Here is a 21,861-nt window from a genome sequence, read left to right on the forward strand (position 1 = left end):
GCATTAATTCTATTCATTTACTTCGTTTTCATTCAAATTGTTTTCCGGTGTCTGCATATCGTCCGATTTGATGTTGTAGGAGTTTTGCTCCAAGAGTTTCCCTACTTCATCCAATTCTTCCTGTGTGATGTGAAGCACCTGTTTGTTACGTTCATTCAGCTGGCAGACAATACCGTGCGTATGTTTCAGCATTTGGATGACGTTGGAATGTATGGACAATACATAACGCACGTCGTACCGTTCGAGGAGTGCCTTTGCGGCCTTTTCGGCATCGGGGTAATCCATGGGCGGACATTCGTGCCAATAGGCTTGATAGGCCTTTTGGCGCAATTCTTCCATTCTGAGGTACTCTTTGCGACATACATCCAGGACACTATAGCAGTTGCCTATCCGTCCGATTACCTTTTCGTCGTCCAGACATTGCCACACTTCGAAACTGTTGGAGAAAATGCTGCTTGTGGTATGGTCCGTCATCAGCAACCGGCGTGAGCCGAATGCATTGACGAACATTTGCAGCGAGTCACTCCCCATCTGGCCGAGCCGGTCGGGCATAAGGGAAGCGGCCCGTGTGAAAAGCGTATCGTACTGTTGCAATTCATCCAAAAGTGTCTGCATATTTCGGGTGGATGCATCCAGGTTGTGCAAAGTAAGCATCACGGTTTTCTGTGCCATTTCGGTTTTGTTCCGGTTTTCCAAATAGGAACTCGTACCAAAAGTCAGCAGGATACCGATCAAGGTGCCTACGGTACACCCGGCCGTGTTCTTCCAAAAATCCTTATCAAAAAACTGTTTCATCGCCTGCCCGTCTGTTTATTTAATTACGATTTTGAATTTCAGATTGGCACAAGAAGGATTGTATGTCTTGCCATTGTATTCCCACGGCTGGCGGCAACGCAGTACGTAGTAGTAGGTGCCCGGGGCATAGTTGTATCGGGCATCTCCTGTCAGGCTCACACTGCATTTGGTGTTGCCTTCGGCATCCATGATTTCGAGCTGTGTCTCGATGAAAGGCCCATCGTCCACCGATTTCCCGTTTTCGTCCAACAGACCAAGACTTTTTACTTTGAATCCACTCTTTTCCAATATGCCCATTTGTCTGAGTTTATGGGTTACATCAATGTCGAAGCCTTTTTCAAAGTCAGGGTTGCCCAAGTCGGATCGCGACAAGGTCAGCGCATCATCTTCCACGGTTGCCTGCGGTGCACAGGCGGTAACTGTCAGTGGCAGGCTGGCTACTCGGCTGTTCTTGGAGGTCAGCTGCACGTTGAAGTCTAACGTACTGTATGTCGGGATGGCTTCCTGTACCTCTTCCAGCTTCTCGGGGTTCACATTCAGCGTAAAGCCGGTTTCTTCCGTCATGGGAATTATATTGAAGTGGACGGCTCCCACTTTATGGGACACTGCTCCGTCAACCACCTTGATGTTTTTGCTGTCGATCAAGGCAAGGTCTTCCTGTTTCTCTGCTGCGATGACTACCGGCAGACCGGTTTCATACAGGTTTTCCTTATCAGCACTGTAGTAGTTGAATCCTTTGGGATTGGCAAGGGTGAACTTGTTTTCTATAGTGTACGGGTCGGTTACGACAAGCTCAACTTCACTGGCAGCTCCGCCAGTCTGTCTAACGGATAGAATGACTGTATTCTCCTGCTTGATCTGCGTGAAGTCGGTTACCCTGGCATTCAACAGCCATTTGCCCCCTCCTTTGGATGTGAAGCCTTGCGCCTCGAACGCTCTGTTTTCTCCTATGATTTTTACCTCGTTCACTTGGGCGTTTTCGGGGATTACTTCAAATTCCAAGGCGACATCACCCACTTCATTCAGTTCGTAAGCGGATGCACACGGCTGTGCGGCTTCAATGACTGCCGGTGCATCATCATCGCTGCACGACGGCATGGCGCAACAGATACAACCTGCCACCAGCAAGACAGACACATTTCTCCATAAATTACATATTCTCATTCTGATTCTTATTTTAGTTAGTATGATATTATTTCTTTGTGCTATTGTCTTCATGTTTTTCCATGCACATGGCTCAACTACCAATGAAATGACCGGAACAACTATTGGGACAATGAGCGTTAATCGTTGTTTATAAACTGTTTACTAATGAAATGGCCTCGGTCGGACAGACTAACGTACAAAGCCCGCAACCCACGCAAAGCGATTTGTCAATCATCGGAGTACGTTTTTCCCATCCGATGGCTTGATGTCCGCCGTCAAGGCACGAGATGTAACAACGCCCGCAATGTATGCACCGTCGGCTGTCGATCTCGCAATGAAGTTTGCGTTCTCTGTCTAACTGTTCCGGCTGAACTAAGTTGGGCAAAGCCAATCCGCGCAACTCGTCAAGCGAAGCGATGTCGTGCTGTTTCATATAAATAGAAAGCCCTTCCTTCAAATGATCGATGATGCGATAACCATATTCCATCACTGATGTGCACACCTGCAATGCCGTACACCCCAGCAAAATGAAATCCAAAGCATCTTGCCAGGTTGTTATTCCTCCAATACCAAACAGAGGGATACCTTTGAGCGGTGGATAGGAGGCCAGGTCACGAATGAAACGGAGGGCTATCGGTTTCACCGCCTGCCCGGAGTAACCTCCAACAGCTGATTGTCCGCCTATATCAGGATAGGAAGAAAAATTTTCAGTATTGATGCGCGTAATGCTCTTCACCGTATTGATAGCGGCCAAAGAGTTTGCTCCATTGGCAATCGCAGTCATTGCCGGAAGTTCCATATTGCCTATGTTGGGTGTCATCTTGGCTATGATAGGTAAACGGCTTCCTTTGCGTGTAGCCCGGGTATAGAGCGCAATAAGATCCTGATCTTGTCCGATATCGCTTCCCAATCCCTGCTTGGCCATCTGAGGACAAGAGAAATTGCATTCTATCAAGTCTGCACCGGCTTCTTCTGCCATGCGTGCAAGGACAGTCCATTCGTCGCAATTTCTACCCATAATGGAAGCGATAATGACCTTTTCCGGGTAACGTTCCTTTAAACGACGGATAATCTCGAAATTCTCTTCGGCGGAGTGAGGCGACAGCTGCTCCAGATTTTTGAATCCGCAGAATGAAAAGGGATGTTCTCCGGGAAGCGCATCAAAGCGGGGAGAAACTTCCCGGCTCTGATAGAAACTGATTGTCTTATATGATACTCCTGCCCATCCGGCATCAAAAGCATGGCAACACATCTCGAACGACGAAGCCACTGGCGATGAAGCAAGGAAAAACGGATTTTCACATCTGATGCCACAAAAGTTGACCGACAACTCTGCTTGTGTGCTCTCTCGTGATATGTTTTCCATTTGGGATACATATCTGCAAATTTCCTGTATTCGGATTGGAGAATCTACCCGTCCGCGTGCGCAGGCTTTTTCACACTTTGCATCATCACAATGGAGGCAGGAAACATTTTCTGCTGACCGCAAGTATGCTCCAGCCTCATTCTTCAAATGTAAAGCATGTATAATTCCGGCCGGGAAAACCTTTTTCTGACAAGCTATGTCACAAATAGGCTGATAACACATCAGACATCGTGTCGCATCTGCAATTCTTGTCTTGTTTTTTGCCATGATGAAATCTATCTTTTATTCTTATTACTTAATATCAAACGGTTATTTCAAGGTTGCCTCGCCTGCTTCATTCCGTTTATTAGCCAATGAACTCAGTGCTGTACCTGCATGGTTGCCGGTGCTTCGTCGTTGTTGCACAACGGCATGGTACAACAGATACAACCTGCCACCAGCAAGGCAGACACATTTTTCCATAAATTATGTATTCTCATTTTGATCCTTTTTTTGATTAATATTTGTTTTACTTCTTGTTGTTTTATTGTTCTCGTATCATTCCCGCACATTATCCGATCACTAAAAAAATAATAGACACCACCACAATTACCAATGAGATTATCGTCGTGACTATTTGAATAATGAACACAATATCTGTGTTTATAGAAAAGAATGGTAATTTACTTCGTTTCATAATGACTCGGGATGTTTTTTTAACCTGGGCAAAAATAAGTGAACTGTTCGAGAGTGTATGTCGCAAATTGTCCTAGTATATCTCAAATTGTCCTAGTATATCTCAAATTGTCTATACACGTTGATATATAATTTGTTATGATGCCTACTCAATGTGGGTGTAAACTGGAAAACATAGCGAAAACTACAAGGTTGAAGAGATGATCTTTTGGCTTAATCAAGACGGTTTATTACATTTGCCAATGTTTTAAATATAATAAAAATGAAATTAAGTTGTTTCTTGGCATTCTTCCTCCTTTGGGTGGTTAATTCTTTTCGTACGAGTGCCACGGTTCCCGATAGCCTGCTGACCGAACGTACGATCCGTTCTATTTATGTAAACTATCCGGATAGCGCTTTACGACTGTTGGACGAAGCGGAAAAAAGTCCGGCTTCCGGTATCATTCCCTTTCGGATTGATCTATTGCGAGCGATGTGTTATGAAATCAAGCACGACCTGACTGCCAAGGAAATCTGTGTGCGCCGTGCGTTGCAGAACGACTCAATACGTTTGGTACCGGAGCGTAAACTTTCATCTATAACGATGCTGGCAAATATCTTGGAAAGACAGAACAGATATGAGGAAAGCATCGGTGTGTGCCATGAAGGTATTGATCTGGCACGCAATCTGGCATGTAAAAAAGAAGAATCAGATATGTACTCCGTAATGGCGCGCGTCTGCATAGGCATGACAAACGACGAAATGGCACAGGAGTATTTTCAGCGGGCGGTGAAGCTGCTGGAAGGAACAGATGATGTGCGTGAAATGTCTCGTCTCTCGACTATTTATGGTGAATACATGTCCTTCTATATCAATCGGAACCGGATGGCGGAAGCAATTGAAATAGGTTACCGCCGTGAAACCGTCATACAGCGTATGAGCGGGCTCCCCGGACCTCCTCCAGGATATATTGACCAGCAATATGGCTTCCTTTATGCCAAAATGGCTGTGCTGTTGCACGATGAAGGTAAGAAAGAAGAGGCAACAGAAATATTCAGGAAATACCAATCTACCAGCTTTTCGAAAACTCTTATCGGCAAACAGTATAGTGTACCTTATTTGCTGAATATCAATCAATATGCGGAAGCGGCAGCTCTAAGCGATACATGCATTTCTGCTTTTACAAATGATACCGTAAGCTATGAATATCTGATTTTGCTCAACTATCGTGCGCGAGCCAGCCGTGGAATGAAACGTTTTGACTTAGCCGATGTCTTCACCCAACGTGGCTGGGTGGTGCAAGATAGCATTTATACCCGCGAGAGCAAAAGTAAGGCACAAGAGTACGCTTCTAAATTCGAGCTGAAAGAAAAAGAGTTGCAGTTGGCCAAATCTCACGCTTTGTCCGAACGGCGTATGCTTCTGTTGGCAGGCTCGTGTGTCCTGACGGTTCTGCTCATTATCATCCTTTGGACGACTTTTGTGAATTTGCAAAAAACAAAGATGCGGAACCGTATCGCAGCCAAACAGATAGATGAACTGTTGGCGCAACGTGAAGAATTGCGTAAGGTGTTTACACAAACAAGAAATACTCATGAAACAACGAAAGAAATCGGAACTGGTTCACCCCTGCCTGAGGAAGAGACATTAACAGCCGCTACAAAAACAGATGTGGCAGCTCCGGGGACAAATAGTGATGAAAATTATGCTAAGTTCATGAAGATGGAAAGCCAACTTATCGAACAAAAGCTTTTTTTGAAACCCGGATTCGGGCGTGACGACTTGATACGTGTCACCGATATCAACAAGAATGATCTCAGCCCCCTGTTGCGGAGATATGCGGGCTCTGACAATTTCAACGATTATCTGAATGGTCTGAAAATAGAGTATTCCATTAAACTGATGAAAGAAAAACCTTATCTTTCTGTTGACGCGATTGCCGAAGAGGCTAATTTCAATAGCCGTAGCACATTCTATCGAGCTTTTGTAAAGATTTCAGGAATGACTCCTGCACAATACATGCGCACTAAAATAGAGTAATCATATCTGTTCCTTGAAGTTATAACGAATGCCTTAAGCATTAATTGTTGCAATACATTTTTCTTTTCTAGAATAAAATATACTTTCAGTCCGTAATTTGCAAAGCTGTTATGGCAGGTAAGACATCTTAGGCGATTGATATTGGAACTGTTCATCAGTTTGCACTGCTTGGTGGTGTTAAGTAACGCTAAAGATCTAACAAGACTGGAAACGTACTATAATGTCACAAATCTATAACTAATTATTCATGTCACACGCTACCTTTGCAAATAGGAAATCAAAGACTATTATCATGAAAAAACTATCATTTTTATTACTAAGTTTTTGCACAATCCTGTGCATGTACGGACAAAAAGCACACGAACTTCAATCACCGGATGGTAACCTCCGGATAGTCATTAACCTTTCAGATAAGATTCAGTACGACGTGATGTACAGGAACGACATATTGCTGCAACAATGTGCTCTTCGATTGGAAGTAGGTAACCAACAATTGGGAAGCAATCCTAAACTCACAAAAGTAAGCAGAAAAAGCATAAACGAATCTCTTACACCGGTAATTCCACTAAAATATTCCATCGTATCCAACACATACAATCAACTACTACTGAAATTCAAAGGAGATTATTCTATTGAATTCCGTGCATTCAATGACGGAGTCGCCTATCGTTTCATTACAGACAAGAAAGGAATAATCGATGTGAACAGCGAAACTCTTCAGATAAACTTCCCGGAGAATTATCTGCTTCATGTGCAGCAACCGGGCGGTTTTAAAACAGCTTATGAAGAAGAGTACCGCCACATACAAAGTAATGAATGGAAAACGTCAGATCCAATGATACTCCTACCTGTACTTATAGATACACAGAAAGAATATAAAATCCTGATCAGTGAATCAGATTTGACAGACTATCCGGCTTTGTTTTTTAAGAGTAATGGCGATAACAGCATGTCTTCCATATTTCCTAAAGTTCCTCTGGAATTCGGTGAAGACGGAGACCGTAGCCTCAAAATAGAGAAAGAAGCAAGCTACATTGCCCGAACCAATGGAAAACGCAGTTTCCCCTGGCGCTACTTTGTCATCAGCACAAACGACGAACAATTAATAGAGAATACCATGACCTATCAGCTCGCACAAAAAAATGTATTGAAGGATACTTCTTGGATTAAACCGGGATTGGCAAGCTGGGAATGGTGGAATGGTGCCACCCCTTACGGAGCGGATGTAGACTTTGTAGCAGGCTGTAATCTGGATACTTATAAATATTTCATTGACTTTGCCGCCCACTATGGAATACCTTATATCATCATGGATGAAGGCTGGGCCATGTCCACAAGAGATCCTTATACTCCCAATCCAACAGTGGATGTTCATGAACTTATCCGCTACGGTAAAGAAAAGAATGTAGGAATTGTACTTTGGCTGACATGGTTAACGGTAGAAAAGAACTTCGGTTTGTTCGAGACATTTGAAAAATGGGGTGTGAAAGGTGTCAAAATTGATTTTATGGACAGAAGCGACCAATGGATGGTAAACTATTATGAAAGAGTTGCCAAAGAAGCAGCCGAACATCATCTGTTCGTCGATTTCCACGGATCATTTAAACCGGCAGGTCTGGAATACAAATACCCCAATGTCCTTTCTTATGAAGGAGTAAGAGGTATGGAGCAAATGGGTGGATGCCAACCGGACAATAGCGTTTATCTGCCTTTCATGAGAAATGCAGTAGGCCCGATGGATTATACTCCGGGCGCTATGCTGAGTATGCAACCGGAGATCTATCGTTCCGAGCGTCCCAATTCAGCCAGTATCGGTACACGCGCTTATCAGATGGGATTATTCATTATATTCGAAAGCGGAATTCAAATGATGGCAGACAATCCAACTCTCTACTACCGTAATGACGAATGTACACGCTTCATCACCCAAGTGCCACAAACTTGGGATGAAACCATTGCTCTGAAAGCCAAAGTTGGCGAATACGCTATCGTAGCCAAACGCAAAGGAGATAAATGGTATATCGGTGGCATGACCAATAATAGAGAGCAACAACGAGACTTTGAACTAAACCTGAACTTCCTGAAAGAAGGACAAACCTACCGTATGACCTCCTTTGAAGACGGAATAAACGCTAACCGCCAAGCTATGGATTATCGTATGAAAGAGCGTACACTTAGAAAGGGAGATAAGTTAACTATAAGTCTGGCACGCAATGGTGGTTTTGCAGCTGTAATTGAATAATCTAACAGTTAATCCGGAGAAGTTTTTTGAATCTCCTCCCCCTGAGAATTACTTTAACACAAAATTATTAACAGAAATACTCAAATAAAAAATGAAACGTATTGTTTTTTTAGATTATGTACGCGTATTCGCATGTTTCCTTGTCATTTTGGTCCACGCCAGTGAAAACTTTTATGGCGCTGCCGGATCTACAGATATGGTAGGACCTCAGTCTTATTTGGCCAGTGAAACAGACCGGCTATGGGTAGCAGTTTACGACGGTTTCTCACGCATGGCAGTACCACTATTCATGATTGTTTCCGCCTTCCTCCTTGCACCGATGAAAAAAGAACAGACCACATGGCAATTTTACCGCCAGCGCTGCTTACGCATCCTGCCACCATTTTTTATTTTCATGATACTCTATAGTACCTTACCAATGTTGTGGGGAGCGATCAATGGAGAGACATCATTGAACGATATGTCGCGAATATTACTGAACTTCCCATCACAGGCCGGACACTTATGGTTTATGTATCCTTTGATCAGTCTTTATTTGTTCATACCCATCATATCACCGTGGTTGAGTAAAGCCACAAAGAAAGAAGAGCGTTTCTTCATTGGGCTATTCCTGTTATCAACATGTATGCCGTATCTCAACCGCTGGTTTGGTGAAGTATGGGGGCAATGTTTCTGGAATGAGTACCACATGCTATGGTATTTCTCAGGCTATCTGGGATACCTCGTATTGGCACATTACATACGTGTTCACCTTACATGGAACCGTTCCAAACGTCTCACCGTAGGAGGCATTCTAATGATCATCGGAGCTGTATGGACCATTTATTCATTCTATATCCAGGCTGTGCCCGGAGAAATTCTTTCCACACCTGTAATAGAAATAGGATGGGCTTTCTGTACAATCAATTGTGTGCTTCTTACAACGGGTACATTCCTTATTTTCACATGCATCAATCGCCCAAATCCCCCACGAATTCTAACAGAAACATCAAAACTCAGCTATGGCATGTATCTCATGCATATATTCTGGCTCGGGTTGTGGGTAACAATATTCAAGCACACTCTGGCACTGCCTACCGTTGCGGCTATACCTTGTATTGCAGTGAGTACATTCATTTGCTGCTTCGTAACAGCAAAGATCATCTCATTTATACCGGGCAGTAAATGGATAATAGGATAAATATCAAATTATTTATGAAAAAAGTGGGGGCTGATCTAAAGACAGCCCCAAATACTTCCATCAATCGGATTACGACGCCAGTCAATGGGATGATATCAAATACACTTTCGCTCAATTGGCCTCGCTTCTCAGCATGAGGATGACCATTTATAATGGCCTATTCTGCCATTACAAATTCTATGATTGTCCGGCCTTGAGTAGCGACAATGGGTTTCTTTAAGTTATACTTAACACCATTTACCAGCATGGTGGATAGCTTACTGCCTGTTCCTACCATCTTGACATCCAATGTCCCCATCTGATAACGCAAGTCTTTAAGTTCTTTAAAACCCAAATCTTTCATCAACTTAAAGTTGGGTGCAAAAGTTACCCCCGAAGTTGAAAATGACATACCAAGCAAACCACTGAAAACCATGTTTATATACCCCGTAGCCGACCAAGTCTGATCATATACAGAATTCCATTGGCCACCCTGCTGCCAGCCTCCATCAACCTTGCCCGTATCCTCATTATATATTTCATAAAAGCAGTTATTACCCTTATTGATGGCTAAATCAGCAAGATTCATCATCTCCTTCATGAAGATGTCATCTCGTCCACTCTTGCTACAGGCATCCGCCCAAAAGCCATTGACAAATGGCCACACAATCTGATTATGGCGACCGGGATGCTCCTTTGAGAAACGTTTAAATGCTGGATAAATGGAAGGCAAACCGTATTTTCCCATATAAACTCCGTTGATGATTTTTTTTGCTTCCTGAGGAGTCACAACCTGGAACAAAATAGCTAAAGAAATACCCAATCCTTCCTGATAAGCATGCACTTTGCCATTTCCATCAATCAGATAGTTCAAACGGTTCTGTTTCTTATCATAGAGATATTTACGTATATTTTCCTTTTGGATAGAGGCCTTTTGCTTATATTCCTTAATATTCTTCTTATCTCCTAACACTCGTGCCATATCAGCCAACAACTCATATGCTCGAAAATAAATACAATTTGTGCTCAAACACTTGATAGTCTTTGATCCTGGATGGTCCAACACATAAGAAGATTTATTGGTAGGTTCGTAGATGGGCTCTTCATATCCGGCAATACCGTCGTTGAAAACCGAAGGGCCTGTGAATAGACCGTATTTCTCATCATAGGCTTCCTTCTCCAATTTCTTCATTGTATTAGCAGAAGCTATATAAGCTTGTTTCAGAAAGTTAAGATCGTTGTTTTTCAGATAGAAATCATAGGCAGCCATAACCCAGATAATCTGATCCCAGTATTGATGTCCTATCAACTTCCGGTCATCGATTGTAACACTCCAGAGAGAATAAGCGGTTTTCTCCGGTATAAGTAGACTGGCAGCATTCCAAGCATTGATGGAAACATCACGTGTCCACTCACCGCCATATTGCCCTCCGGCTTTAATCAAACTGTCAGGAGCATTTTTATATAATGTCTTAGTGGCAAGTGTAAAGGCTTTATCGACTAACGGAGTTTCCGTTGTCAGTTGCTGAGCATTTACTTCTGCCGCTATGAAAAAAACTGAAGCTAGAACAAAAAGACTTTTCATAATATTCTCGTTATTGATATAATGTTATATACTTATTAAAAAACTGCAAACTCATAAATACGTGTGTCCTTGCCATTAGCGGCCTGTACCGGTTGAGTAACCAACAGACGCAGATAGCGTACCTTCTCAGTCTTACCCAAAGAACGGTTGATAACATTCTGCTTGTTTCCGGTTACAAAGTCCAATGTGCGCCATGCTTCATTCGGGTTATTCCGGCCTTGCAAGAAGCAGCTGCCAGTGATATAAGAATAGCTTTCCTGAGCAGCATTCACCATCTTCCAACCGCTTATTTCCTTTTCCATTCCCAAATCAAAATCAATATAGTTAGGAAGCATAGAGGTATCGCACCATTTAGTATTCTCGTTTCCATCAATGAGAAATGCAGGTTTCTCATTGTCGTTGGTATATCCCGACCAAGCAACGATATGTTCCGGTTTCAACAGATTGATCTTCAGTTCTGCTGTCTTCTGCAAGCTGGTATCATCTTCATTGGCAGTCTGGAATAAAGTAGATAGTGCTTTAACAGGTGCATATGGTTCTTCAACCAATGTAGCAGCAAAAATAACAATATCTTTATTATCGGGCAGGATAACCTCAGTTGCTTTAGCAGGGATGTCAATGGCAAACTTGAACATATAAGTAAACTCATAAGCATGATCTCCCTCAGCGGAATGGCGGTGTGTACCGACATAGGCCACTTCTGCATCTTTCAAATAGCCTTGTGTATGGCCTGTATGTCCCCATTGTCCGATGAAACCGGTATAAGAAGGAACGACAATCTCCTGCAAATTCTTCCCTGCCTGGAATACGCCTCTAACATCTTCTTCAGCAGTTGCCGCAGCAGCCAGTATATACAAACGGTTATAGGAATGTCCGGCAGGCAGTTGCAAGGTATTTCCGCTACATAACATACCATTCATTTCTTCTTTTGTTTCCAGATGGAAAGGAACACGATTAACAGTTATATCGGCAGGTATTAATTCAGCGGCATAAGAATAACCGGCTTCGAAATTAGCCTCCCAACGAAATTCGTTCCAGCTGAAACATTTACGGTCATAATTGAGAGGCAGTTGTTCGCATCGCAATTCTTCCTTCTTATTATCATTGAAACGGACTTTATAGGTCCTGATGCTGTTGGGCTGTATGGAGACTTCCAGCTGATTATCACTGAAGTCCGCACTTCCTATACTCTTCTCCGTACCATCTGCTTCAACGGCACTTATAATAGTTCCTGCAAATGTCAGCACTGCATTTTGTGGAGCTTTGCCACCCGTTTCGTACACACGCACCACATATTCGTCCGAACTTTCCGCTTTCTTCAAAGCTTTGATGACAACGTTACTATTGTCCGAAGATGCGAAAGAAAAGGCTTTGCCCAATGTTCCGGAATGTTTCTCGGCAGCAAAAGCCTTCAGACGCTGATTCAATACTTCAGACTCCTTAACGACCTGCGCCTTGTCCAAACCGCCGGCATGCCCTACCAAACTATAAGTGAAAGTATGATATCCCAGGTCCTGACGGTCTTGATACGGATAGTTGTTCTTAGTCTCGGGTGTATGAAGCAATGTCAGGCGGAGTGTATGATTATCAGGTTTATCCCAGCCATATTTACTGTCATTCATAATAGAAACACCATAACTGCCGTCACTATCGGTTAAATCCGCCCAATATTGGGCATATACTTCATAAGCGGTCAATATATTATTACCTCTCTGAACGCTGCCTATACCCAGATCGTAGGTCGCCTTCTCGTTATCAACATTCAAGGGGAATTCTGCTTTCAGCAGTGCATTCGTTGACTGCCAGTTTATCTCATTGTAGAAGTCTATACGGTCAGCCAATTCTCCCTCGTAAAGCCGGATATACTGACGGAACAACGATTTGCCATGGCGCTTTTCTATACACAAAGTCTTGCGCAGGGCACCATTCTCACACAGATTCATTTTCACGTCTTCAGTAATAGAAACAGGTGCACGGTCAATAGTCTTTTTCAGAATCTCCCAAGCTGGCCAATTATATGATTCATTCTCAGTAAAAAGAGCCAAACGAATAGATTTGCCGTCCTTAACAAGTTCTTTATTGTTTTTCTTATCGTAAAGCGAGATTATATCTCCCTGCTTATCCAATGAGATTTTATAGACAGAGTTCTCCACTGTTGTTTCTGAAACAAAAGAATCTGCCTGCTTCTGGCTTCCGGAAAGTCGGACATCATACACGGCATATCCTGTAGCAGGTACAGTTGCTTCTATCAATAAATACACAGTTCCATTCCGGTAAGAAAGTAATTGGGAAGCAACTTGCTTGCCTTCCGCATTATAAACACTGACACCTTTAGGGAATTTGGGAGCTTCAATCGCTACCTCCGCTACATCCGTAACCGAAAATCCGAGTGCATTGTAGAACACAACCGGAATCCCCTTGACGCGAGTATCCATTTTCTCAGAAACAGCCCCTACCGAAGCTGTCAGAACACCTGAAAATTGCTTTAATGAAAGCAATTCATCATTCCACGAAAACTCATAAGCACGTGGGATACTGGTACCGGTAAGGTCATCATGGAATTGGTGGAAAATGAAACGCTTCCATGCTTCTGCCAGACTTTCACCCGGATAACCGGCTATACCCAACCAATCCGCTGCTACGGCCGCTCTTTCGGCAGCATCTCCCAAAAGTTCATTCTGACGGTTATAAAGCTTCATGGCAGCTTGCGAAGTATAACATCCGGTTCCATGTACATCCATCAGCAATTCACCGTTGAAAACGGGCAATTCCGAATGTTTTTCATAAGGAAGATAATCCTTGAATAACTGATCGCTCGTTGCGCTGATTATTTCTAGCGGTCCGTTCCCCTTGATACCTTTCTCTACAGAACTAACAGAGCCTATTGAGGGAGAACCACCCGTATCACCCGTACCATAATAGCGATAAACCGTATTCAATGGAGTGCGCTTAGTCAGTCCCAACAATTCTTTATCTTCCGACAGGTCAATGTTATTCCAGCGCTTACCATAATCATAGCCATGAGCAAGCATAATAGAAGAACCGTCAACCCCCTTCCACAATCCAAGCATAAAAGGATGTTTACTCTCTCCATAAAAAGGATGGTTACGCCAGTCGAGTTTCTGCGAGGAAAAGCCGATGAGACCGCAATGTTTGGCAATAGTAGGCAACGTCCAGCCAAAGCCAAAACAGTCGGGCAAGAAAATATCCGTACTTTCTGTCCCGAACTCTTTTCTGTAATATTCCTGTCCAAGCAGGATGTTACGAATGGAAGACTCAACAGAGGGTACCAGCACATCCGATGCTTCCCAACTACTGCCACTGATATGCCAGCGACCTGAACGCACAAATGCTTTGAGTTGCTCATATTCACTGGGAAAGTATTCTTTCATCCAAGCATATTTGACACCTCCTTCAAAATTGAAGATATAATCGGGATACTTCTTCAACAAAAACAGATTACGGGACAAGGTATTCCAAACATACTCTTTGATGGTGGTTTGGACATCCCAATTCCATTGGGTATCCAGGTGGGCATCTGCCACCATATAAGCTTTCGCTTTTTTCTCCGGTTTTGCACTCTGTGCATGCATACTACCTGAACAAAGCAGCGCAGATGCTAATAGGATAACTGGTAATTTCATAGTAAAATATTCTATTGTGAATAATACAGATATTTATCAATCGCAAAAATAGCGGCACTTACCTAAAAGCATACCTATATTTATGCCATAAAAGTGTAATTACATGGCTATGGCTGTAAAACGCACAAAAAAGTCAGAAAAGTATTACTCTTTTTTCTATGCTTCCTAACCATATCCTACCATAAATCTCTATCTTTGCAATACCTAATTAGTCCGATATACAGATATGAAAAACAAACACTACTTCCCTCAAGTTTCACTGCTTATCTGCATCTTATGCTGCTTTCCGCATTTGATTCATGCATACAGTCTACGGCAATTTTCAAACAAAAACGGCTTATCCAACAGTGCTATCTTATCCCTTTACCAGGATCATCAGGGAGTCATCTGGATCGGTTCATGTGATGGTCTGAATATTTTCGACGGCACCAATATCCATGTATATAATCCTGTCAACCCGACGAAAGCCCCATTATCCGGAAACCTGATTAACGACATCATGGAGACTGAAAAGGATGTATTATGGATACAGACCAACTATGGACTGGACCGTCTGGATACTAAACTCCAGACATCCAAAAGCTTTACGGAGTTCAAAGACAAGAACTATATGGCAAAAAGCAGGGATAATGACCTTTTCATTGTAAAAGACGACGGATATATCTATTACTATCAACCGGAAAAACAACTCTTCCAAAAGTTGGAAGTACCTCAAATAGCATTCGGACACGTATTATCCACTATCATCGACAAAAACAATATTCTATGGGTATTCACTTCGAATAATGACACCCGCAGCTATCAGATAATCAAGAATAAAGAAGAGATAGCCCTCACCCCCAACAATCTTTTCAAACATTCCGAACAGTTATTATGGGCATTCGCAGAAGAAGACCTGATCTATTTCATCGATAAGACCTACTCACTCTATGAATATGACTTCGGAAATCAACAGCAATACTTTATTGCAGATCTCAAAGCAGAAGTCGAAACACGCGGAGAAGTTTCTTCCATCATCAAACAACAAAACGACTATTACATTGGCTTCAAAAGCAGCGGATTGATCGTATTGAAATATATGTCCGATCAGAAAATAAAATACCAGATGCAAGATACAGAAATCCATTCCGGCATCTTCTGTCTGATGAAGGACAAATATCAGGATATTGTTTGGATAGGAACAGACGGACAAGGGGTATACATGTATTTCAATGATACTTTCTCCATTACCAATACACTGCTGGATACTCCTGTATACCAGATAAACAACCCCGTACGTACCGTTTACTACGACGAGGAACAAACCTTATGGATAGGAACCAAAGGAGGAGGTATATTGCGCATCAGGAATTATTCTCCGGAAACCAATGCAGCAGTTTCTTTCGACCGGATCTCCATCAGCAACAGTACCTTAACCGACAACACCGTCTATTGCTTTGCCCCCGGTTCTGCGAACAGGCTATGGATTGGAACGGAAAACGGGCTTAACTACTATTCATACCAGAATAAACAGCTGAAAGCGTTTACAGTGATAGCCGATGGAAAGAAGGTGAAATATGTACACTCTATCAACGAACTAAATGATACCACTTTATGGGTATCCACTGTAGGTGAAGGTATCGTAAAAGTTATTTTGGATAAAGCCGGTAGCTCTCCTTCCGTTAAATCGGCTACCAGAATTGTTCTGGATGACGGGCGTATGGCTTCCAATTATTTCTTTACCTCCTTCCAGGAGAATGATTCTATCCTTTGGTTCGGTAATCGTGGCTATGGAGCCTACCGGCTCAATGTCGAAACCGAACAGCTAACTCCATACAGGTTTGATAATGTAGTGAACAGTCAGACGGCCAATGATATTTTCGCCATTTATAAAAATGAGAAAGGATATTGGCTGGGAACCAGTTCCGGACTACTTCACTTCAATGAAGATTACTCACATTATCATGACAGGGCTGACCTTTTCTCAAACAACACAGTACATGGCATTTTGGAAGACCAGCAAAATAACCTTTGGATTAGCACGAATCAAGGACTGGTAAGGTTCAACCCTAAAACCAATACCGGGCAGACTTACGACCGGGAAAACGGACTGGAAGTCACTGAATTCAGTGATGGAGCTTTCTATAAAGACTCGCGGACCGAAACTTTGTTCTTCGGAGGGACAAACGGATTTGTTACCGTCAAGCCTAATGCTTATATTATGGCAGACTATATGCCTCAAATAAACCTGAAGGGATTATCTATCTTCGGAAAAGAATACAATATTCATGATTTTCTCCACGACAAAAAAGGAAAGAAGATACTTCAGCTGGATTATAGCCGGAACTTCTTCTGCATCGACTTTATGGCAATAGATTATATAAATGGTAACAATTACTCTTATTCTTACAAATTGGACGAAGTAAGCAGCCAGTGGATAGAAAGTGGAACATCGGCCAGCGCCATCTTCTCCAATCTTGCACCCGGACAATATACTTTGTTAGTGAAATACAAGAATAACATGAATGGAAAAGAGTGCGAACCGCAGAAACTTCTGATTCAGATTACTCCTCCCTGGTATTTAAGTAATTGGGCATATATTCTCTATTTCATATTAATCGCTTTGTTCTGCATTCTTGCTGTTTACAGGATAGTTCATCAATACCGCCGGAAGCAGCACCGCATGATTGAGAAATTGAACCGGGAAAAGAAAGAAGAAGTCTATGAGTCCAAGCTGCGCTTCTTTACCAACATCACTCATGAATTCTGTACGCCACTGACGTTGATTTATGGTCCGTGCGAAAAGATACTTGCCTACCCGCAATCTGATTCGTACATCCGCAAATACGGGAAGATGATACAGCAGAATACAGAAAAACTGAATGGCTTGATTCTGGAACTGCTGGAATTCCGCAGACTGGAAACCGGTCATAAGGTGCTTTCTATCCAAAGATTATCCGTATCAGACAAACTCCGGAACATAGCGGAATCCTTCTGTGAATTGGCTGAAAATAAGAATCTGAACTATCGGTTGGATATTGAACCGGACATTGAATGGAATACGGATATCAGTTGTTTCAGTAAGATCGTCAATAACCTGATCTCAAATGCCTTCAAATATACTCCGGAAGAAGGGAATATCACCATCGGTCTGAAAGTAGAAAACCAGCTTCTAACCCTTAATATATCCAACTCAGGAAAGGGGATAGCGAAAGAGAATCTTGCAAAGATATTCGATCGCTATAAGATATTGGATTCTTTTGAAATGAATGGCAAGAATTCACGGAATGGGCTGGGATTGGCTATTTGTAAGAATATGGTTACTCTGTTGAACGGTGAAATCAATGTTAGCAGTATTCAGAATGAGATAACTACATTTACAGTCACTTTACCGGAACTATCGCCCACTGCACAGGAAGCAGAAACACCCCAAAAAGTGTATGCAACAGGACCTCTGAATACAAATACGGAGCCCATGGAACTGGAACAGACCACTGTTAATTTTGACACTTCCAAGCACACGGTTATGATCATTGACGACGATCCTTCTATGTTATGGTTCGTCTCGGAAATATTTGTAGATAAATACAATGTATTATCTTTCAATAACGCTGCAGAAGCTTTGGCCAGCCTGGAACTGAAGCAGCCGGATCTGATTATTTCAGATGTGATGATGCCTGAAATAGACGGGCTTTCCTTTGCCCAGAAAATCAAGCAAAACAAGTTATGGAGCCATATTCCACTCATTCTACTGTCTGCCCTTCATCACGAAGACGATCAGGTGAAAGGCATTGAGGCTGGTGCAGAAGTGTATGTGACGAAACCTTTCAATGTAAAATACTTAGAGAAAGTAGTCTACCGATTGATTAAAAGAGAATCGGACCTGAAAGAATATTATAGTTCCATATTCAGTTCATTCAAAGTGGAAAACGGGAACTGTATCCACAAAGAAGATCAGGAATTCCTGGATAAGGTGATAGAAACCATAGAAAAGAATATCACAAACCCTGACTTATCCGTTGAACTATTGAGCAGTGACCTGGGCTATAGCACCCGTCAGTTCTACCGTAAATTAAAACCTATAACAGACAAATCTCCTGCTGATATCATCAAAGAATATCGCCTCACAATGGCCGAGCGACTGTTGCTGACAAAGAACTATACCATTGAGGAAATTATGGACAAGACAGGTTTCAATAACCGCGGAACGTTCTATAAGTTATTCTCCCAGCGTTTCGGTATGCCACCACGCCAATATAGGGAACAGCAGAAAGATAGTGTGAAGAAAGAATTGACAGATATGGATTCTATCAACGAATAGCGTCACCGGATAAGAATAAAAAAGGGAAGCTTTACTTCCCTTTTACAATCCTCTTAATATCATTCAATTTATTCAATGCCTCCAGCGGAGTCAGATTATTCACATCCAGATTCAAAATCTCGTCACGTATCTGGCAGAGCACAGGATCTTCTAACTGGAAAAAGCTAAGTTGCATGCCGCCACGCGTCTCTCCTACTTCCGCCATCGGCTTACTTGCAATACCTTGCTGACGATTGTCCGCCTCAAGCTGTTTCAGAATGTCATTCGCACGTTTTACGATACTTTTCGGCATACCTGCCATCTTTGCCACATGGATACCAAAGGAGTGTTCACTACCGCCACGTTCCAGTTTACGCAGGAAAATGACCTTATTATCCACCTCCTTAACGGAAACATTGTAGTTCTTGATACGCTTGAAGCTTTTCTCCATCTCGTTCAACTCGTGATAGTGCGTAGCAAACAACGTACGTGCCTTTGCTTTAGGGTGTTCATGGATATGCTCTACAATTGCCCAGGCAATAGAAATACCGTCGTACGTAGACGTACCTCGTCCCAACTCGTCAAAAAGCACCAGACTGCGCGAAGAAAGGTTATTCAAAATATCAGCCGCCTCGTTCATTTCCACCATGAAAGTAGACTCTCCGACAGAGATATTATCACTGGCACCTACACGGGTAAATATCTTATCTACCAAACCGATATGTGCACTCTCGGCAGGTACGAAGCTGCCAATCTGCGCCAGTAGCGTTATCAACGCCGTCTGTCTCAGCAATGCAGACTTACCCGCCATGTTCGGACCGGTAATGATGATGATCTGTTGCGAGCTACTATCCAGCACCACATCATTGGCAATGTACTTCTCTCCTATGGGAAGTTGCTTCTCGATAACCGGATGTCGTCCCTGGCGGATATCCAGAACATCGTTATCTTCGATGACAGGACGTATATAGTTATTCTCACGTGCCACATTGGCAAAAGACAGCAAACAGTCCAGACGCGCGATCTGGTTTGCATTCACCTGAATGGCAGGAATAAACTCACTTAGAGCCTGCACCAATTCCATGTAGAGCTGGGTTTCCAGTATCAATATCTTATCTTCGGCGCCGAGAATTTTCTCTTCGTACTCTTTCAGCTCTTGTGTAATGTAACGTTCGGCATTGGCCAAGGTCTGTTTACGTATCCACTCCTGTGGTACTTTATCCTTATGTGTATTGCGCACTTCAATATAGTAACCGAATACATTGTTGTAACCGATTTTCAGACTGGGAATTTCAGTCAGTTCACTTTCCCGTTGCTGTATCTGTAGCAGATAATCTTTACCGGAATAAGCTATCTGGCGTAATTCATCCAATTCGGCATTGACGCCTGACTTCATAACACCACCTTTGTTTATCAGCAACGGAGGATCATTATTAATCTCTTTTTCAATGCGGTCACGAATGGACTTACAGATATTCAGTTGTTCACCGATACGGTTCAGACTAGCATTATCCGCCTCCAGACAAGCTTCCTTAATAGGCTCAATAGCCTGCAAAGCTACCTTTAATGCAACTACTTCACGAGGAGAAACACGTCCTACAGCCACTTTAGAGATGATACGTTCCAGATCACCTATCAAATGCAACTGTTCTTCGATCAGTTCTTTGAAATCCGGCTGACGGAAAAAATATTCCACTACATTCAAGCGTTCATTGATAGGCAGTACATCTTTCAACGGAAACACCAACCAGCGCTTCAGCAAACGGGCACCCATCGGACTGATAGTCTTATCAATCACGTTCAGCAAGCTGCTGCCTCCATCATTCATGCTGCCTATCAGCTCAAGGCTACGGACCGTGAATTTATCCAGACGGACGTATTTATCTTCTTCAATACGTGCCAAAGAAGTGATATGCCCGATTTGGGTATGCTGCGTCATGATGAGATATTGCAGGATGGCTCCCGAAGCGATGATACCATTCTTGAGATGCTCTACACCAAAACCTTTCAGATTCTTCGTTTCAAAATGCTTCAGAAGTTTCTCCCGGGCGGTGGTCTCTGTAAATACCCAGTCGTCCAGTTCGAAAGTAAAGAACTTACTTCCGAAATTTCCCTCGAACATCCCCCGCTTACCACGTTCAAAAAGTACTTCTTTGGGCGCGAAGTTATTCAATAGCTTGTCTACATAGTCGAAAGGCCCTTCTGCTGTAAGAAACTCACCCGTAGATATATCGAGAAATGCCACACCGCACGTTCCCTTACCAAAATGTACGGCAGCCAGGAAGTTATTCTCCCGGTAATTCAGTATATTATCATTGATGGAAACACCGGGAGTTACCAGTTCCGTAATACCCCGTTTCACCAGTTTCTTGGTCATTTTCGGGTCTTCCAACTGGTCACAGATGGCTACACGCTTCCCGGCACGTACCAGTTTAGGCAGATACGTATCCAGTGCATGATGAGGGAATCCCGCCATTTCAACAGTCTTTCCTTTACCATTGGCACGCTTAGTCAGGGTAATTCCCAGGATTTCGGCTGCAACAACAGCATCAGTAGAATAAGTTTCATAGAAGTCGCCGCAACGAAACAGCATAACGGCATCAGGATGCTTGGCTTTCAGGTCCAAGAACTGTTTCATCATCGGGGTAAGGACAATATCTTCTTCGCTCACAGTAGTTGTTCTTTATAAATTTATTAATATGCAAAAGTGCAGCTATTTTCGCAGCCATGCAAAGATAATTCTTTTTTAGAAAACAAGTACTGGGGGGACTCAAATCCTTAGTAAGCCTTAACAAAAACAACACTTTTACTAAAACATGTTATAAAACACTCTTTTTTATTTGTTTTATTTGCAGATATCCCAGAAGTACGTATCTTTGCACTGTGTTTTTCATAGTATTAGATTTAAGGTTAACAAAGGTTGGAGTACAGCGGTACTCCTTTTTTTATG

Annotated in this window: 10 protein-coding genes; 4 read left to right on the forward strand and 6 right to left on the reverse strand. The window is 42.7% G+C overall.

The genetic code is table 11. The features are described 5' to 3' along the window. Positions 1-9 precede the first annotated feature (9 nt). The 3 genes from BACCELL_RS08340 to preA all read right to left on the reverse strand — a co-directional run bounded on the left by BACCELL_RS08340 (position 10) and on the right by preA (position 3,574). Positions 10-795, reverse strand: coding sequence for a hypothetical protein (locus BACCELL_RS08340; RefSeq protein WP_007211260.1), 786 nt, complete (start codon positions 793-795; stop codon positions 10-12). A 15-nt stretch (positions 796-810) separates the two neighbouring features. After that, positions 811-1,959 (reverse strand): hypothetical protein, encoded by a 1,149-nt coding sequence (locus BACCELL_RS08345; protein ID WP_044153515.1) that lies wholly within the window; start codon positions 1,957-1,959, stop codon positions 811-813. Positions 1,960-2,089: 130 nt separating this feature from the next. Then, positions 2,090-3,574, reverse strand: a complete 1,485-nt coding sequence (gene preA, locus BACCELL_RS08350; RefSeq protein ID WP_007211263.1) for an NAD-dependent dihydropyrimidine dehydrogenase subunit PreA — start codon at positions 3,572-3,574, stop codon at positions 2,090-2,092. A 670-nt stretch (positions 3,575-4,244) separates the two neighbouring features. Between preA and BACCELL_RS08355 the strand changes: the two genes are divergently transcribed. The 3 genes from BACCELL_RS08355 (at position 4,245) to BACCELL_RS08365 (ending at position 9,424) form a co-directional block, all read left to right on the forward strand. Continuing rightward, a complete protein-coding gene (locus BACCELL_RS08355; RefSeq protein WP_007211265.1) occupies positions 4,245-6,002 on the forward strand; it encodes a helix-turn-helix domain-containing protein in 1,758 nt (585 codons plus the stop codon). A gap of 292 nt (positions 6,003-6,294) precedes the next feature. Then, a complete protein-coding gene (locus tag BACCELL_RS08360; protein WP_044153517.1) occupies positions 6,295-8,244 on the forward strand; it encodes a glycoside hydrolase family 97 protein in 1,950 nt (649 codons plus the stop codon). Between the two features lie 91 nt (positions 8,245-8,335). Then, positions 8,336-9,424 (forward strand): acyltransferase, encoded by a 1,089-nt coding sequence (locus BACCELL_RS08365; protein WP_007211267.1) that lies wholly within the window; start codon positions 8,336-8,338, stop codon positions 9,422-9,424. A 157-nt stretch (positions 9,425-9,581) separates the two neighbouring features. Here the strand turns inward: BACCELL_RS08365 and BACCELL_RS08370 are convergent, their stop codons facing one another. Together BACCELL_RS08370 and BACCELL_RS08375 are read right to left on the reverse strand one after the other, a co-directional pair. After that, complete coding sequence (locus BACCELL_RS08370; protein WP_007211268.1) at positions 9,582-10,988, reverse strand: MGH1-like glycoside hydrolase domain-containing protein; 1,407 nt, start codon at positions 10,986-10,988, stop codon at positions 9,582-9,584. 35 nt (positions 10,989-11,023) lie between these two features. Continuing rightward, a complete protein-coding gene (locus BACCELL_RS08375; RefSeq protein WP_007211269.1) occupies positions 11,024-14,632 on the reverse strand; it encodes a glycoside hydrolase family 38 N-terminal domain-containing protein in 3,609 nt (1,202 codons plus the stop codon). A 226-nt stretch (positions 14,633-14,858) separates the two neighbouring features. Here BACCELL_RS08375 and BACCELL_RS08380 point away from each other — a divergent pair, with 226 nt between their 5' ends. Continuing rightward, positions 14,859-18,932 (forward strand): hybrid sensor histidine kinase/response regulator transcription factor, encoded by a 4,074-nt coding sequence (locus tag BACCELL_RS08380; RefSeq protein ID WP_007211270.1) that lies wholly within the window; start codon positions 14,859-14,861, stop codon positions 18,930-18,932. A 31-nt stretch (positions 18,933-18,963) separates the two neighbouring features. Here BACCELL_RS08380 and mutS read toward each other — a convergent pair whose 3' ends face one another. Next, a complete protein-coding gene (mutS, locus tag BACCELL_RS08385; RefSeq protein ID WP_033160351.1) occupies positions 18,964-21,552 on the reverse strand; it encodes a DNA mismatch repair protein MutS in 2,589 nt (862 codons plus the stop codon). Between the last annotated feature and the right edge of the window lie 309 nt (positions 21,553-21,861).

The sequence above is a fragment of the Bacteroides cellulosilyticus DSM 14838 genome (assembly GCF_000158035.1).
GTDB lineage: Bacteria > Bacteroidota > Bacteroidia > Bacteroidales > Bacteroidaceae > Bacteroides > Bacteroides cellulosilyticus.

Coding starts and splice junctions, on each gene's coding strand:
- BACCELL_RS08340 (WP_007211260.1), bottom strand. CDS start 795: ATGAAACAGTTTTTTGATAAGGATTTTTGGAAGAACACGGCCGGGTGT.
- BACCELL_RS08345 (WP_044153515.1), bottom strand. CDS start 1,959: ATGAGAATATGTAATTTATGGAGAAATGTGTCTGTCTTGCTGGTGGCA.
- preA (WP_007211263.1), bottom strand. CDS start 3,574: ATGGCAAAAAACAAGACAAGAATTGCAGATGCGACACGATGTCTGATG.
- BACCELL_RS08355 (WP_007211265.1), top strand. CDS start 4,245: ATGAAATTAAGTTGTTTCTTGGCATTCTTCCTCCTTTGGGTGGTTAAT.
- BACCELL_RS08360 (WP_044153517.1), top strand. CDS start 6,295: ATGAAAAAACTATCATTTTTATTACTAAGTTTTTGCACAATCCTGTGC.
- BACCELL_RS08365 (WP_007211267.1), top strand. CDS start 8,336: ATGAAACGTATTGTTTTTTTAGATTATGTACGCGTATTCGCATGTTTC.
- BACCELL_RS08370 (WP_007211268.1), bottom strand. CDS start 10,988: ATGAAAAGTCTTTTTGTTCTAGCTTCAGTTTTTTTCATAGCGGCAGAA.
- BACCELL_RS08375 (WP_007211269.1), bottom strand. CDS start 14,632: ATGAAATTACCAGTTATCCTATTAGCATCTGCGCTGCTTTGTTCAGGT.
- BACCELL_RS08380 (WP_007211270.1), top strand. CDS start 14,859: ATGAAAAACAAACACTACTTCCCTCAAGTTTCACTGCTTATCTGCATC.
- mutS (WP_033160351.1), bottom strand. CDS start 21,552: ATGATGAAACAGTTCTTGGACCTGAAAGCCAAGCATCCTGATGCCGTT.